The sequence below is a fragment of the Bradyrhizobium sp. AZCC 1588 genome, from assembly GCF_036924735.1.
Taxonomy (GTDB): Bacteria; Pseudomonadota; Alphaproteobacteria; order Rhizobiales; family Xanthobacteraceae; genus Bradyrhizobium.
On sequence record NZ_JAZHSC010000001.1, the window covers coordinates 876,905 to 892,361 of the forward strand.

Here is a 15,457-nt window from a genome sequence, read left to right on the forward strand (position 1 = left end):
ACAGTCCTAAACGGGGATACGTGCCGACGTCGCCGGCGTCAATGTCCGGCGCTGCGCTCCGGGAATGCGCTCGCAAGTGCAGCACGATCGGGCCGCAGCAGGCCGCGCTCGGTGATCAAGCCCGTCACCAGCCGCGCCGGCGTGACGTCGAAGGCGTAATTGGCAACCGGCGAGCCGTCGGGAACAACGCGCACGGTCTCGACGCGCCCATCGGCGGTGCGGCCGGTCATGGTCGCCACCTCCTCCATGCTGCGCTGCTCGATCGGAATCTGCCGGATGCCGTCGTCGATGCTGAAATCGATGGTGGGCGACGGCAGTGCAACATAGAACGGCACGCCGTTGTCGTGGGCGGCGAGCGCCTTCAGATAGGTGCCGATCTTGTTGCAGACATCGCCACTGGCCGTCACCCGGTCGGTGCCGACGATCGCGAGATCGACCATGTGATGCTGCATCAGATGGCCGCCGGTGTTGTCGGCGATCACCGTGTGCGGCACGCCGTGGTGCCCGAGTTCCCAGGCAGTCAGGGAAGCGCCCTGGTTGCGCGGCCGGGTCTCGTCGACCCAGACATGGATCTTCAGGCCGCTATCATGGGCAAGGTAGATCGGCGCCGTGGCCGTGCCCCAGTCCACCGTCGCGAGCCAGCCGGCATTGCAATGGGTCAGGATATTGATCGGCTCGCCCGGCTGCTTCGTTGCCGCGATCTGTTCGATCAACGCCAGACCATGCCGGCCGATCCCCTGGTTGATCGCGACGTCCTCATCGGCGATTTCGCCGGCGCGCTGGTAGGCTGCCGCGACGCGTTCCGACGCCGTCAGCGGCCGAAGCAAGCGCGTCATCTCGTCGAGCGCCCATTTCAGGTTGATCGCCGTCGGCCGTGCCGCCAACAGCATGGCATAGGCGCGATCGAGCGCCGCATCGGAAGCGTCCGTGCGCATGGCGATTGCCATGCCGTAAGCCGCAGTCGCGCCGATCAGCGGCGCGCCGCGCACCAGCATCGAGCGGATAGCCTCGGTCGCATCCGCGGCGCTCGCGATACGCGCCACCACGAATTCATGCGGCAATCGCCGCTGGTCGATCGCGCCGACCGTGCAGCCGTCGTCCTCGAGCCAGATGCTGCGAAAATGCCGGCCATCGACCTTCATGAGTTCAACACCCTCCCCGCCACCGCATCGAGTTTGGCGAGCAATTTTGCATCGCGCGCTTCCGGCGCCGTGATCAGGGCGGTGTCCAGCGCCTTGTCCGAGCCGATCGGGCACGGCTCATGCTCACGCGGGAAATCCCGGGCGAGACGCGCGACCAGCGCCTTGGCCTTGCCGGCATTCGAGTTCAGCACGCGAATGATATCCTGCACGGTGACGGCCTCATGATGAGGATGCCAGCAATCGTAATCGGTGACCATCGCCACGCTGGCGTAACAGATCTCGGCCTCGCGGGCGAGTTTTGCCTCGGGCATGTTGGTCATGCCAATCACCGAATGACCCTGCGCCTTGTAGGTCTGGCTCTCCGCGAGGCTGGAGAACTGCGGCCCCTCCATGCAGACATAGGCGCCGCCCCGCACCGCCGCGATCCCCTCAGCCTCGGCCGCTGCCGCCAGATGCACGTGCAGCCGCGGCGAAACCGGATGGGCCATCGAGACGTGGGCGACGCAACCCTTGCCGAAGAATGAGCTCTCACGACGGTAGGTGCGGTCGACGAACTGATCGACCAGCACAAACGTACCGGGTGGCAGTTCCTCCTTGAAGGAGCCGCAGGCCGACAGCGAAACCAGGTCGGTAACCCCTGCCCGTTTCAGCACGTCGATATTGGCGCGGTAGTTGATGTCGGAGGGCGAGAGCACATGTCCCTTGCCATGGCGCGGCAGGAACGCGACCGGCAGCCCGGCGATGATGCCGCGCATCAGCGGTGCGGACGGCTCGCCCCAGGGGCTCTCGATGGTTTCCTCGCGGACATCCTCCAGCCCCGGCAGGTCGTAGATACCGGATCCGCCGATGATGCCAAGCACGGCACGCGTCATGACTTCTCCCACTTACGATTACACGCAAGATGTTCGACTATACTGCGACGCAATATTCAAGCATTGTCCGCGGGCTGCAAGAGGGTTCGAAATGCCGACCACGAAAGACCGGGAAAAACGCCAGTCGATTATCGATGCCTGCCTGCGCATGAATGCGCTCGGCATCAATCAGGGCACGTCGGGCAATATCAGCCTGCGCCATGGCGATGGCATGCTGATCACCCCGACCAGCACGCCCTACGAGGCGATGAAGCCCGAGCAGATCGTCTACATGCACCTCGACGGCAACCACGACCCCGCCCAGCGGCCATCGAGCGAGTGGCGGTTTCACCGCGACATCCTCAAGGCCCGCCCGGAGGTGCAGGCGATCGTCCACACCCATCCGCCCTACTCGACCATGCTGGCGATCATGGGCATGGAGATTCCGCCGGTGCACTACATGGTGGCCGTCGCCGGTGGCGACACCATCCGCTGCGCGCCGTATGCGACCTTCGGCACCCAGGAGCTCTCCGAACACGCCGTCCGCGCGCTGGAGGGACGGCTGGCCTGCCTGCTCGAACATCACGGCATGATCGCGGTCGGGCCGTCACTGGCAAAGGCGATGTGGCTTGCGGTCGAGGTCGAGACGCTGGCGCGGCAATATCACGGCTGCCTGCAAATCGGCACGCCGCCATTGCTGTCAAGTGCGGAAATCGAAAAAGTCCGCCTCCGCATGGCCGGATACGGCCACGCGGAGGAGTAAGCGCGTTACTTCGCGACGAAGCCCGCTTCCTTCATCAGCGAGGCATTCAGCTTGTCGTCCTCTTCGAGGAATTTCAGCATGTCCTTGCCGGTCAGGAAGATCGGCTTGAGCGCCTGCTTCTCCATATAGTCCTTGTATTCCGGCGTCTGCGTCACCTTCTGGAACAGATCGACATAGAACGCCTGCTGCTCCGGCGTCACCTTGCCGGGCAGGAACATCGCGCGCAGCATCAGGTACTGCACGTCGAGCCCTTCCTCCTTGCAGGTCGGGACATCGTTCCAGGATTGCGTCTCCGTGACCTTGGTTTTGTAGGAAATGCGCTCCTTGTCGAACACGCACAGCGCACGGACCTGGCCGGCGCGCCAGACTTCGAGGTTTTCAGACGGGTTATTGACATTGGCTTCGGTGTGCTTGCCGACAAGCTGCGTCGCCGCCTCGCCGCCGGACTTGTAGGGCAGATAGGAGAACTTCGCGCCGGTCTTCTGCTCCATGAAAACCGTCAACACATGGTCCTCGCGCTTGGAGCCGGTGCCGCCCATCTTGAACGGCGAGCTCGCCGCCTTGGCGGCCGCGATAAAATCCTTCACCGTCTTGGGGCCGTCGGCATTGTCCCACAGCACGAACTGGTCGAGCGCGACCACCGACACCGGCGTCAGGTCACGCCAGTTGAACGGGATCTTGGCCGACAGCGGCAGCATGTAGATCAGCGAATAGGCGACCAGCACCTTGTTGGGATCGCCGTCGCTGGATTTCATGTACATCAGCGCCTCGGCGCCGGACGCCCCGCCCTTGAGCGACACAACCATCGGCTGCTTCATCAGGTTGTTCTTTTGGATCGCTGCCTGCATCATCCGCGCCATCTGGTCGGAGGCACCGCCGGCGCCGGCTGCGACCACGATTTCCACCGGCTTGGTCGGCTCCCAAGCGGCAAACGCAGGGGTGGTTGCGATCATAGCCGTCAAGGCGGCCGCGGCTTTGAGGATCTGTCCCACGTGCTTCTTCCCTATGTATTTGCATGGTTGCCACATCTTGCGAGCGAACCGATCAGAGTTCAAGCTGCACCGCAATGTGCCGCCCATGACTTTCGCATCATGACTTTCGCATCAGGTGCAAATCCTTCCAGCAGGAGGGCCTGCTGCTACGAACAGCCGAATTCAGTCTCGCCGCTTTTCCGTTGTGCGGCGGCGAGTGAGCCCGTTTAATGCACGCTACAAGAAACATCAGGAGGAGAGGCTGAATGAGACGGATTTTGATGACCGCCCTCATGGGTGCGGCGCTGACCCTCGCGGGGTGCGGACGGGATCCAGGACCGAAAGGAGATAGCGGCCCACAAGGACCGGCCGGGCCGCAGGGCGTACAGGGCTTGCAAGGCGTGCCCGGCCCTCAAGGGCAACAGGGTCCCCAAGGGCCACAGGGACCGCAGGGTGTGCCCGGTCCGAAGGGCGATCCCGGACCGGCTGGCACTTCCATCAGGTCGGTCCAGGCCAGCGGCGAGGTCGGCTGCGACGCAAATGAAAATCTGGTGTCGGTGTTCTGTCCGTCCGGCGGTACCCCCGATGGCGCCAAATGCGGCACCGGTCCGGCCGTTGGTCTTTGTCTCAAGAAGTAGCCGCCCTGTTGCGCTACGATCCGACGAATAATGGTCGGCGGAAAAACATGAAAGCGTTCGCGATTGGTTTTCTCCTGGCTTGTCTTGCCACCGCCGCGGACGCCGGTTCCTCAATAATTGGCGCGGGCTCTCAAAGCTGCACGGCCTGGACCAACCGCAAGAAGAATGCGGTCGTCAAAGGAAGCTTTGAATCCTGGCTGGTTGGATTTATCAGCGGCCTGAACATCAGCGGCGAGCGAGACATGGTGGGTGGCGGCGATTTCGACGCGATCATCGCATGGATGGATCAACGTTGCCTCACCACGCCCTCCGACAGAATAGGTATCGCGGCGCTCGACCTCGGTATGGAATTGGCAAAAAAGGCCGCCAAACCATAGTGGGCGGTTCTGAACGCTTGAGTACCCTATTTGCCCTTCCAGTTCGGCGAGCGCTTGTTGAGGAACGCGTCCATTCCCTCGCGAAAATCCTCGCTCATATAGGCGCGCAGGATCAGGTCCTCGCCCTCGTCACGCGTCAATGTCCGCCGGATGCGACGCACCGCTTCCTTGGTGACTTCGAGCGTGATCGGCGCATGGCTCGCAACGAGTTTCGCAGTCTCGTCGGCGCGGCGCTGCAACGTTGCGACATCGGGCACGACCTCATTGAGCAGCCCGAGCGCCAGCGCTTCCGGCGCCTCGACCAGCCGCGCCTTGAAGATCAAGTCCTTGGTCCGCGCGGGGCCGACCAGCGAAACGAGCCTGGAGATATTGGACATCGACAGGCAATTGCCGAGCGTACGCGCGATCGGAAAACCCATCCGCGTTGTTTCGGTACCAATGCGGATATCGCAGCACGCCGCAATCCCAGCCCCGCCGCCAGTGCAGGCGCCGGCAATCGCCGCGATCGTCGGCACCCGGCAGGCCTCCAGCGCACCGAGCACGCGGTCGATCCGCGCCTCATAGTCGAGCGCGTCCTGTGCGGTCTTGAAGGCGCGGAACTGCGAAATGTCGGTGCCCGATGCGAACGCCTTGTCGCCGGCGCCGGTCAAGATCATCGCCTTGATCGAGCGATCATTGTTGATGGTCTCGCAGATCGCCGCCATCTGCTCGTACATGGCAAAGGTCAGGGCATTGCGCGCCTGCGGACGGTTGAACGTCAGTCGGGCGATGCCGTCCTCGACGGAATAGATCAGGTCTTCGGTCGAAGCTACCGGAGCGTTCATCGCAGCTCTCTCTATTTTTGTTTCGGTCAAACAGGCTCAGGCAACGGCGGCCTTCGGCATCGCCACGACATCGCGTCCCTTGAGCACTTCCATCGCCGCCAGCACGCCGCCGCCGCGATGCGGTACCTTGGCGAGATCGAGACCCATCTCGACACCCGACAGCGTGCCCATCAGCATCAGGTCGTTGAAGTGCCCGATATGGCCGATCCGGAACACCTTACCCTTGATCTTGTTCAGGCCGGTGCCGAGCGACATGTCGAAGTTTTCCAGCACGACCTTACGGAAATTGTCGGCGTCATGACCTTCCGGCATGACGACGCCGGTCAGCGCGGGCGAATGCGCGCCCTGCTCCTGACATTGCGTTTCCAGGCCCCACACCTTGATCGCCGCGCGCGTCGCGGCGCTGTGGCGCTTATGGCGGGCGAAGACGTTCTCGAGGCCCTCCTCCTCGAGCATCTTCACCGCTTCGCGCAGCCCGAACAGCAGGTTCGTTGCCGGCGTGTAGGGCCAGGTGCCCGCCTTGTTGATCGCGATGACTTCCTGCCAGTCCCAATAGGAGCGCATCGCGGGATTGGCCTTCGCCACCGCGAGCGCCTTTTCCGAGATGGCGTTGAAGCCGAGACCCGGCGGCAGCATCAGGCCCTTTTGCGACCCGGCGACCGACACGTCGATGCCCCAGGCATCGTGCTCATATTCCAGCGATCCCAGGCCAGAGATGGTGTCGACCATCAGCAGCGCGGGATGGTTGACGCGGTCGAGAACCTTGCGGACATCCTGCGGATGGCTGACGCAGCCGGTCGAGGTCTCGTTGTGAACCACGCACACGGCCTTGATCTTGTGCGCCTTGTCGGCCGACAGCCGCGCCTCGATCTGCTCGAGGTCGGCGCCATGACGCCAGTCACCGGGAATGAAATCCACTTCGAGCTTGAACTTGTCGGCGATGCCGCGCCACAGCACGGCAAACTGCCCGGTCTCCGCCATCAGCACCTTGTCGCCCGGCTGCAGCGTATTGACGAGTGCCGCCTCCCATGCGCCCGTGCCGGACGACGGATAGATGATTACCGGCTGCTTGGTGCGAAATACCCGCTGCATGGCGGCCAGCACGGCATAACCAACCTCGGCGAACTCGGGACCCCGGTGGTCCATGGTCGGCATGTCCATGGCGCGCAGCACCCGGTCCGGCACATTGGTCGGTCCCGGAATCTGCAGAAAATGCCTTCCAGTATGCACGGTCGTCATGGGCGTCCTTCCCGGTATTGCCTTGGCGTTTCGAGCCGCTCGAATATCACCATTTGGCGGGCTTGTCGCCCGCCGGACGCAGCACGTCAATGCGCAAGGAGCAGGGCTGGAGCGGCGTCGCCGGCAGGCGCGAGCTGCCGGCTAGCTGCCAACGACCTTGAGATGCGCCGGGGAATTGCCTTGGGGACGCTGCTCCAGATACTTCATCGCGGCATCGACACCGCCGGCCCGGTACGGAATGCCGGCGACCGACAATCCCATCTCCACGCCCGTCAGCGCAGCGAGCAAGGTCAGTTCGTTGCATTCGCCGAGGTGCCCGATGCGGAACACCTTGCCAGCCACCTTCGACAGTCCGGAGCCGAGCGACATGTTGAAGTTGTCGAGCACCACCTTGCGGAACTGGTCCGCGTCATGCCCCGGCGGCATCAGCACGGCGGTAAGCACCGGGGAAAAATCCTTTGGCTCCTGGCAAAGCACCTCCAGTCCCCAGTGATTGACGGCGGCACGCGTAGCAGCGGCGAGCCGCTGATGGCGCGCGAAGACCTTGTCGAGCCCCTCCTCAAGCAACATCGCAATGGCCTCGCGCAGGCCGTAGAGCAGGTTGGTCGCCGGGGTATAGGGAAAGAAGCCATTCGCATTCGGCTTCAGCATTTCCTCCCAATCCCAATACGACCGCGGCATTTTGTTGATCTTGGCTGCAGCGCGGGCCTTGTCCGAGATCGCGTTGAAGCCCAAGCCGGGCGGCAACATGAACCCTTTCTGCGAGCAGCTGACGCTGACGTCGACCTTCCATTCGTCGTGCCGGTACTCGACCGATCCCAGCGAGGAGATGGTGTCGACCATCAGCAAGGCCGGATGACCGACCCGGTCCATCGCGGCGCGGATTTCACCGATCCGGCTGGTCGCACCGGTCGACGTTTCGTTGTGAACGACCATCACCGCCTTGAGCGCATGGGATGTGTCGCGCGCCAGCCTTTCCTCGATGACCGCCGGGTCTGCGCCACGGCGCCAGTCGCCGGGCAAGAAGTCGACGTCAATTCCCCAACGTCCCGCCATCTGGCGCCACAGGGTCGCAAAATGGCCGGTCTCCACCATCAGAACCTTGTCGCCGGGCGACAGCGTGTTGACGATGGCGGCTTCCCAGGCCCCTGTCCCCGACGACGGGAAGATCACCACCGGTCCCGAGGTCTGGAAAATCTTCTGGCTGCCGCCGAGCACGGCCCGCCCGAGTTCGGCGAACTGGGCGCTGCGGTGATCGATCACGGGCATGTCCATGGCGCGGAGAACGCGGTCTGGGACCGGGCTTGGTCCTGGAATCTGCAGAAAATGCCGTCCTTGCCGCATGGCAACCTCCCAAAGAGCGTCGAGCATTATTTTGCATTCATTTTTTGTCTTTTCAACCTATTTTTGGTATTCAATTTAGATCGTCGACGCCGCAGATTCCGCAAACTACTGTTATGCAAATGAAATCCACGATTCCCGAAGCCGGGGTGCCGATCGTCCAGTCCGACCGCCAAGAGGCCTCGCTTCACGGCGAAATCCTGCTGCGGCTTCGCGATTACGTCGTCGAAGGCAACATTCCAGAGGGTGCACGTGTTCCGGAACGGCAGCTCTGCGAGATGCTTGGAATCTCCAGGACACCGCTACGCGAGGCGCTCAAGGTCCTGGCTGCGGAGGGCTTGATCGAACTCCTGCCCAACCGCGGCGCACGCGCGCGCCAGCTTAGTGAGCGGGATCTGGAGGAGCTTTTCGACGTGATGGCCGGCCTGGAAAGCCTCGCCGGACGCCTTGCCTGCGAGGCCATCACGGACGAGGAAATCGCCGCGATCGAGCGGCTGCACTATGAGATGTACGGCCATTACCTCAATAGCGACATGCACGGCTATTTTCAGGTCAACCAGCGCATCCACGAGAGCATCGTTGCTGCCGCACGCAACGAGACCCTGCGCGCGGCCTACGCCAGTTTTGCCGGCCGGATCCGCCGCGTCCGCTATTCCGCCAATTTCGCGCGCCAGCGGCAGCGCTGGGGCGAGGCCATGCGCGAGCACGAGGCGATCCTGGATGCGCTGCGCCGCCGCGCAGCAAGCGAGCTGAGCGACATCCTGTTCCAGCACTTGCGCAACAAGCGAACCGCAGCCATTGAACATCTGGCCGTGGCACGGGATGCCACGACGGCCGCAGGCAGCTAGCTTGCCGATTATGAATTCATAATGCAATTCGTCCTAGAAAAAGTGCATAATCCCGTAGAGGGGTTACAACAGCCCTCTTGGATCGCCTTGGATTTGGGATGAAAAACGCCTCAACGCTCGAGCGACGCCTGCGGTCAGATCTGACCGGCGACGTCCTTTTCAACGCCTTCGACCGCGGTCGCTATGCCACCGATGCCTCGTTCTATCAGATCGTGCCGGCGGGCGTGGTGGTGCCCCGCAGCATGGACGAAGCCCTCAAGGCGCTCGCTATTTGCTGGGACGAGGGCCGGATCATCACCCCGCGCGGCGGCGGTACTTCGCAATGCGGCCAGACCGTCAACGAGGGAATCGTCGTCGATTTCTCCAAGCACCTGAACCGGGTGCTTTCGCTCGACGTCGAAAACCGCATTTGCGTGGTCGAGCCCGGCATCGTGCTCGACGATCTCAACCGCCAGCTCAAGAAGCACGGGCTCTGGTTTCCGGTCGACGTCTCCACCGCCTCGCGCGCTACCATCGGCGGCATGGCCGGCAACAATTCCTGCGGCGGCCGCTCGCTGCGCTACGGCACCATGCGCGACAACACGCTGTCGATGGATGCGGCGCTGGCCGACGGCACGCTTTTGCATTTCGGCGAGGTGCCGCGGGATCTCGCGCGGGTGAATTCGCCCCGGAGCGGGCTTGCGCTGTTCCGCGACATGCTCGATCTTGGCGAGCGCGAGGCTACCGAGATATCCGAGCGGTTTCCAAAGGTGCAGCGCCGCGTCGGCGGCTACAATCTCGATGCGCTGGTGCCGCGCAATGCGCCCAACAACATGGCGCACCTGTTGGTCGGCTCCGAGGGCACGCTTGCCTTCACAACGCAGGTCGAGCTCAAGCTGTGGCCCGTGATCCGCAACAAGGTGCTCGGCGTCTGCCATTTCGGCAGCTTCTATGAAGCGATGGACGCCGCCCAGCATCTCGTGAAGCTACGGCCGATCGCTGTCGAATTGGTCGACCGCACCATGATTGCGCTCGGCCGCGAGATCGCGATGTTCCAGCCGATCATCGCCACGGCCGTGCGCGGCGATCCCGATGCGGTGCTGGTCGTCGAATTCGCCGAGGAAGATCAGGCCGAGAATTTGCAACGGCTGAAGCAACTCGGCGAACTGATGGCCGATCTCGGGTTTGGCTGGGACAAGCCGCAGCGCAAATGGGGCGGCGTGGTCGAGATCACGGAGCCAGGCTTGCAGACCGGCATCGCCGATTTCCGCGCCGCCGGCCTCAACGTGATGATGTCGATGAAGCAGGAGGGCAAGCCGGTCTCCTTCGTCGAGGATTGCGCCGTGCCACTGCCGCACCTCGCCGACTACACCGAGCGGCTCAACGCCATCTTCGCCAAGCATGGCACGCGGGGCACCATGTATGCGCATGCCTCCGAAGGTTGCCTGCACGTGCGGCCCGTCCTCAATTTGAAGCTTGAAAAGGACGTCAAGGCGATGCGCGCCATCGCCGAAGAGACATTCGAGATGGTGCGCGAGTACAAGGGCTCGCACTCCGGCGAGCATGGCGACGGACTGGTTCGCTCCGAATTTCATGAAGCGATGTTCGGCTCGCGGATCGTTGCCGATTTCAGGGAGGTCAAGCAGCGCTTCGATCCGGACAATCTGCTCAATCCCGGCAAGATCGTCGATCCGCCGAAGATGGACGACCGTTCGCTGTTCCGTTATCGACCGGACTATCGCGTCACCGAGCTGAAGACCGTGCTCGACTGGTCGGCTTATCCCGGCGCCGGCGGCGGCTTTCAGGGCGCGGTCGAGATGTGCAACAACAACGGCGCCTGCCGGAAGCTCGAAGGCGGCGTGATGTGCCCGTCCTATCGCGCGACCCGCAACGAGAAGGACGTCACGCGAGGCCGCGCCAATACGCTGCGGCTGGCGATCTCGGGACAGTTGGGTCCTGACGCGCTGGCTTCAGATGAAATGATGGAGACGCTGAAACTCTGCGTGTCCTGCAAGGCGTGCCGTCATGAATGCCCGACCGGCGTCGACATGGCCAAGATGAAGATCGAGGTGCTGGCCGCACGCACGGAGAAACACGGCCTTTCCCTGCGCGACCGGCTGGTCGGCTATCTGCCGCGTTATGCGGATCTCGCCTCCCGCTTTGCCCCGCTGACCAACTGGCGCAATAGCAGTCCACTGTTGCGTGCCCTGTTCGAGAAGTTTGCCGGCATCAGCGCGAAACGCGCCCTGCCCGCATTCCGTCGCGACGTATTCAGGCCGGAAGCCGAAGTCTTCGGCCCGGCAGATGGCCGCGAGCTCGTGCTGTTCGCCGACACGTTTAATCGTGCTTACGAGCGGGAGAATCTCGACGCCGCGCTACGCGTTCTGATCGAAGCCGGATACCGCGTCCACTTGCCGAGACCGACGGATCGCGCCCGGCCGCTGTGCTGCGGGCGGACCTTCCTTTCGGCGGGTCTGGTCGATCATGCGCGCAACGAATTGAACCGGCTGGTCGCCACCTATGCGCCATTCGCCGCACGCGGCGTGCCGATCGTCGGGCTGGAGCCGAGCTGCCTGCTGACGCTCCGTGACGAATTGCTCTCGCTACGCTCGGACGATGACGCCAAGAGCATCAGCACGCACGCATTGCTGTTCGAGGAGTTTCTGGTTCGCGAGGCGGAGGCCGGCCGCCTCAAGCTGCCGCTTGGCGCCATGCCGGCGAAAGCGTTGGTGCATGGCCACTGCCACCAAAAATCATTCGGCGCGTTCAAGCCGGTCGAGAAGGTGCTGCGTCTCATTCCCGACCTCGGCGTCGAAACTATCGAGTCCAGTTGCTGCGGCATGGCTGGCGCCTTCGGCTACGGCGCCGACACCTATCAGGCTTCGATGGAGATGGCTGAGCTGTCGCTGCTACCGGCGGTGCGCCGCGCCGATACCGCCACGCTGATCGTTGCCGACGGCACCTCATGCCGCCATCAGATCAAGGATGGCACAAACCGTGCACCGCTTCACGTCGCCCGTGTGCTTGCGATGAGCCTCGACAGCGCGCTGTCCAACCGTTAATCCTGCCTAATCGCAAAGGAATTTATCTATGGCTGAACTCAGTCTCGACGTCGCCCGCAAGATTCTCGATGCCGCGCTTGCCAAAGGCGTCGAGAAGAAACTGAAGCCGCTGGTGATCACCATTCTGGACGCCCGCGGCTGCGTGAAGGTCACGGCGGCGCAGGACGGCACCAGCCTGATGCGGGCCGAGATTGCGCACGGCAAGGCCTATGGCGCGCTCGCGATGGGCATGGGATCGCGGGCGTTGTTCCAGCGCGCGCAGGAGCAGGCTTACTTCGTCGGAGCCGTGAATGCGCTGGCACAAGGTCGCCTGGTGCCGGTGCCGGGCGGCGTGCTGATCCAGGGTGACGGCGGCCTGCTTGGCGCCGTCGGCGTCAGCGGCGACACCTCCGACAATGACGAGATCTGCGCCGTCGCCGGCATCGAGGCTGCAGGACTGAAGGCCAGCGTGGGCTGATTACCGGCCCGGCCACGACGGCTTGCGCTTCTCGCTAAACGCCTTGAGGCCTTCCTTGGCGTCCTCCGTCATCGCCAGCAGCGCGATCTGGCTTTCGGTATAGGCGATGCTTTCGTCGAACGACATCGAGGCGATGGCGCGCATCGCATATTTGCCGCGGCGGATCGCCGTCGGCGACTTGTCGACAATGCGGCTGACCAGCCACTCCACCTTGGCGTCAAGCTCGGCCGCCGGCACCACGTAGTTCAGGAGCCCGGCAGCCTGTGCCGCGTGCGCATCAAACGGCTCACCGGTCAGCGACCACTCGCTGACCAGCCGCCTCGGCGCGATCGACTGCAGCAGGCTCAGCACCTGCATCGGGAACACGCCCACCTTCACCTCGGGCAAACCGAAGATGACGTGATCGGCAGCGACCGCCATGTCGGTCATGCACAAAAGGCCCATTCCGCCGGCCATGCAGACGCCCCCCACCCGCGCAATCGCGGGCTTGGTGGCGTTTTGCGACAGCCGCAGCAGATCGGCGTAGTCGACATTCGGTCGCGAATAGTCCATCGCGAAGGCAGCACCGCTGTTCTGCAGATCGGCGCCGGCGCAAAACGCCTTGTCGCCTGCTCCCGTCAGCACGATGACGCGGACGTCCTTGTCGTCATGCGCGTCGCGATAGCCGCGGGCGATGCCGGCGACCACATCGGCATTGATGGAGTTGCGCTTGTCCGGGCGGTTGATGGTGATCCAGAACGCCTGCCCGCGTTTTTCGCAGATTACGCTTTTGTGGTCGGTCATTGTCCCGCTCGCCTTTTCGTCAAATGCTGGGAAGCATTTGCGGCAGGATGACGGTGGACTGCAAGAGCGATCTAACTCTTGCGCCCACTGGCTGAGGTCGCCTTTTTCACCCAGACCTTGTTGTCATGAAACGCCGCGCCACCGACGGGCGCGACGGCTTCGGCACCAGTCAGCATGTTGATGCCGCGGCCCCCGATATGGGCCTTGTTGGGATGAATGGATTCCGCGACCAGCACGCCACGGCGCAGACCGTCGAATAGCCGCGCCGTCAACGTCGTTTCGCCGCGCGTGTTGCCGAGCGCGACGGCATCGCCGTCGGCAATCCCGAGTGACGCCGCGTCCTCGGGATGGATCATGACGGTCGGACTGCCCTCGCGCGCGATCGACGACGGGGTTTCGTTGAAGCTGGTATTGAGGAAGCTGCGCGACGGACTGGTGGCGAGCCGGAACGGATGCGCCTCATCCGCCTCCTCGATGACCGTCCAGTGGTCCGGCAGCGACGGCATCTGCTCCCACGGACCTAGGCCAGGCTTACCGGACGGAGGGTGCGCCCAATCGGCCTTGAAGTGGAACTTCTTGTCCGGGTGCGCAAAACCGTCGAGATAATGGGAGGTTCGAAAATCCGGCTGGATATCGCGCCACAGATCCGCTTCCAGCGTTTCGATGTCGCCGTGACCGCTCTTCTTCAGCGTCGCATCGATCAGTTCGCGGGGCGTCATCTCAAAGCCGGGATGCATGGCATTGAGGCGACGGCCGAGGCCTTGCAGCACCTCATGGTTGGAACGGCACTCGCCGGGCGGATCGATCAGCTTCGCGCCCACCGAAATATGCTGGTGGCCGCCGCCGTAATAGAGATCGTCATGTTCCATGAACATGGTGGCTGGAAGCACGATGTCGGCCATGACCGCCGTCTCGGTCATGAACTGCTCATGCACCGCGACGAACAGGTCCTCGCGCGCAAAGCCCCGGCGCACCAGTGCCTGTTCGGGGGCGACCGTCACCGGATTGGTGTTCTGGATCAACATTGCCTTGACGGGACCGCCGCCCTTCAAGGCGTCGGCATCGCCGGTCAGGATGCGCCCGATTTTTGATTGGTCGAGCCAGCGGGTCGTCTGATCGATCGCGTCGTGGCCCTCGATGATCGACTCGTTGAAATTCCAGATCCCCGCATTGTTGAAGAATGCGCCACCGCCTTCATACTGCCAGGCACCGGTCACCGCTGGGATGCACAGCGCCGCATGCATCTGCGTTGCACCGTTGCGGCTGCGCGTAAAGCCGTAGCCGAGGCGGAAGAACGTACGCTTGGTCTGGCCGACCAGGCGCGCGAACGCCTCGACCTCCTCGACCGGCACGCCCGAGATCTTCGAAGCCCATTCCGGAGTGCGGGTCGCCAGATGCATCTCGAGTTCGTCGGGGCAGTCGGTATATCGATCCATATAGGCGCGATCCGCGTACCCTTCGCGGAACAGCACGTGCATGACGCCGCAGGCGAACGCGCCGTCGGTGCCGGGCCGGAGCAGTATCTTGATGTCGGCCTGCTTCATGGTGTCGTTGTTGTAGACGTCGATCGCCGCGATTTTCGCGCCGCGCTCCTTGCGGGCGCGCGAGGCATGCGTCATCACGTTGACCTGGGTGTTCACCGGATTGGTGCCCCAGATCACGACGAGATCGGAGACGCCCATCTCGCGCGGATCGACGCCGGCGATCTTGCCGGTGCCGATGGCGAAGCCGACGCGCGCGATGTTGGCGCAGATCGTCGAGTAGAAGCGCGAATATTTCTTTACATGCGCCAGGCGATTGATGCCGTCGCGCATAACGAGCCCCATGGTGCCGGCATAGTAATAGGGCCAGACCGACTCAGCACCGAATTCACGCTCGGCCTGATCGAACCGCGCCGCGATTTCGTCCAGCGCCTCATCCCAGGAAATCCGCGCAAACTGACCGGAGCCTTTCGCTCCGGTGCGGCGCATCGGATACAGCAGCCGCTCGGGATGATGAATGCGCTCGGCGTAGCGCGCCACCTTGGCGCAGACAACGCCTGCCGTATAGGTCTGCAGCTTGGAGCCTCGGACCCGTCCGATCGAACGCCCGTCGATCACCTCGATGTCGAGCGCGCAGGCCGACGGACAATCGTGCGGACAGGTGGAGTGGCGGATATCGACCTTGGCATGCTGGTTCATGC

Annotated in this window: 14 protein-coding genes; 6 read left to right on the top strand and 8 right to left on the bottom strand. The window is 63.4% G+C overall.

Annotated features, from left to right (window positions below; translation table 11 throughout):
* Nucleotides 1-38: 38 nt before the first annotated feature.
* Nucleotides 39-1,142, bottom strand: coding sequence for an S-methyl-5-thioribose-1-phosphate isomerase (gene mtnA, locus V1277_RS04225; protein WP_334415119.1), 1,104 nt, complete (start codon nucleotides 1,140-1,142; stop codon nucleotides 39-41).
* Nucleotides 1,139-2,014, bottom strand: coding sequence for an S-methyl-5'-thioadenosine phosphorylase (locus tag V1277_RS04230; RefSeq protein WP_334415120.1), 876 nt, complete (start codon nucleotides 2,012-2,014; stop codon nucleotides 1,139-1,141). Before V1277_RS04230 ends, mtnA begins: the two co-directional genes overlap by 4 nt.
* Before the next feature lie 91 nt (nucleotides 2,015-2,105).
* Between V1277_RS04230 and V1277_RS04235 the strand changes: the two genes are divergently transcribed.
* A complete protein-coding gene (locus V1277_RS04235; protein WP_334415121.1) occupies nucleotides 2,106-2,756 on the top strand; it encodes a class II aldolase/adducin family protein in 651 nt (216 codons plus the stop codon).
* Nucleotides 2,757-2,761: 5 nt separating this feature from the next.
* On the opposite strand, the gene V1277_RS04240 is transcribed toward V1277_RS04235, so the two are convergent.
* Nucleotides 2,762-3,709, bottom strand: coding sequence for a Bug family tripartite tricarboxylate transporter substrate binding protein (locus V1277_RS04240; RefSeq protein WP_442894561.1), 948 nt, complete (start codon nucleotides 3,707-3,709; stop codon nucleotides 2,762-2,764).
* A gap of 284 nt (nucleotides 3,710-3,993) precedes the next feature.
* Here V1277_RS04240 and V1277_RS04245 point away from each other — a divergent pair, with 284 nt between their 5' ends.
* Nucleotides 3,994-4,365: a hypothetical protein gene (locus V1277_RS04245; protein ID WP_334415122.1), complete on the top strand. Its 372-nt coding sequence runs from the start codon at nucleotides 3,994-3,996 to the stop codon at nucleotides 4,363-4,365.
* A 47-nt stretch (nucleotides 4,366-4,412) separates the two neighbouring features.
* Nucleotides 4,413-4,742 carry a hypothetical protein gene (locus tag V1277_RS04250; protein WP_334415123.1) on the top strand — a complete coding sequence of 110 codons (330 nt, stop codon included), beginning with the start codon at nucleotides 4,413-4,415 and terminating at the stop codon, nucleotides 4,740-4,742.
* Nucleotides 4,743-4,768: 26 nt separating this feature from the next.
* Here the strand turns inward: V1277_RS04250 and V1277_RS04255 are convergent, their stop codons facing one another.
* From V1277_RS04255 to V1277_RS04265, 3 genes are all read right to left on the bottom strand, one after another.
* The gene (locus tag V1277_RS04255; RefSeq protein ID WP_057844561.1) at nucleotides 4,769-5,566 is read right to left on the bottom strand and encodes an enoyl-CoA hydratase/isomerase family protein; all 798 of its coding nucleotides are present in this window, start codon (nucleotides 5,564-5,566) and stop codon (nucleotides 4,769-4,771) included.
* A gap of 36 nt (nucleotides 5,567-5,602) precedes the next feature.
* The gene (locus V1277_RS04260; RefSeq protein WP_334374100.1) at nucleotides 5,603-6,805 is read right to left on the bottom strand and encodes a pyridoxal-phosphate-dependent aminotransferase family protein; all 1,203 of its coding nucleotides are present in this window, start codon (nucleotides 6,803-6,805) and stop codon (nucleotides 5,603-5,605) included.
* Nucleotides 6,806-6,946: 141 nt separating this feature from the next.
* Nucleotides 6,947-8,149: a pyridoxal-phosphate-dependent aminotransferase family protein gene (locus tag V1277_RS04265; RefSeq protein WP_334415124.1), complete on the bottom strand. Its 1,203-nt coding sequence runs from the start codon at nucleotides 8,147-8,149 to the stop codon at nucleotides 6,947-6,949.
* Between the two features lie 119 nt (nucleotides 8,150-8,268).
* Between V1277_RS04265 and V1277_RS04270 the strand changes: the two genes are divergently transcribed.
* The 3 genes from V1277_RS04270 to V1277_RS04280 all read left to right on the top strand — a co-directional run bounded on the left by V1277_RS04270 (nucleotide 8,269) and on the right by V1277_RS04280 (nucleotide 12,492).
* Nucleotides 8,269-8,994: a GntR family transcriptional regulator gene (locus tag V1277_RS04270; protein ID WP_334420275.1), complete on the top strand. Its 726-nt coding sequence runs from the start codon at nucleotides 8,269-8,271 to the stop codon at nucleotides 8,992-8,994.
* Between the two features lie 98 nt (nucleotides 8,995-9,092).
* Nucleotides 9,093-12,035, top strand: coding sequence for an FAD-binding and (Fe-S)-binding domain-containing protein (locus V1277_RS04275; protein WP_334415125.1), 2,943 nt, complete (start codon nucleotides 9,093-9,095; stop codon nucleotides 12,033-12,035).
* Nucleotides 12,036-12,063: 28 nt separating this feature from the next.
* Nucleotides 12,064-12,492 carry a GlcG/HbpS family heme-binding protein gene (locus V1277_RS04280; protein WP_334415126.1) on the top strand — a complete coding sequence of 143 codons (429 nt, stop codon included), beginning with the start codon at nucleotides 12,064-12,066 and terminating at the stop codon, nucleotides 12,490-12,492.
* On the opposite strand, the gene V1277_RS04285 is transcribed toward V1277_RS04280, so the two are convergent.
* Together V1277_RS04285 and V1277_RS04290 are read right to left on the bottom strand one after the other, a co-directional pair.
* On the bottom strand, nucleotides 12,493-13,275 hold the full coding sequence (locus V1277_RS04285; RefSeq protein WP_334415127.1) for an enoyl-CoA hydratase/isomerase family protein: 783 nt from the start codon (nucleotides 13,273-13,275) through the stop codon (nucleotides 12,493-12,495).
* A gap of 71 nt (nucleotides 13,276-13,346) precedes the next feature.
* Nucleotides 13,347-15,455 (bottom strand): molybdopterin oxidoreductase family protein, encoded by a 2,109-nt coding sequence (locus V1277_RS04290; protein ID WP_334415128.1) that lies wholly within the window; start codon nucleotides 15,453-15,455, stop codon nucleotides 13,347-13,349.
* Nucleotides 15,456-15,457: the final 2 nt, after the last annotated feature.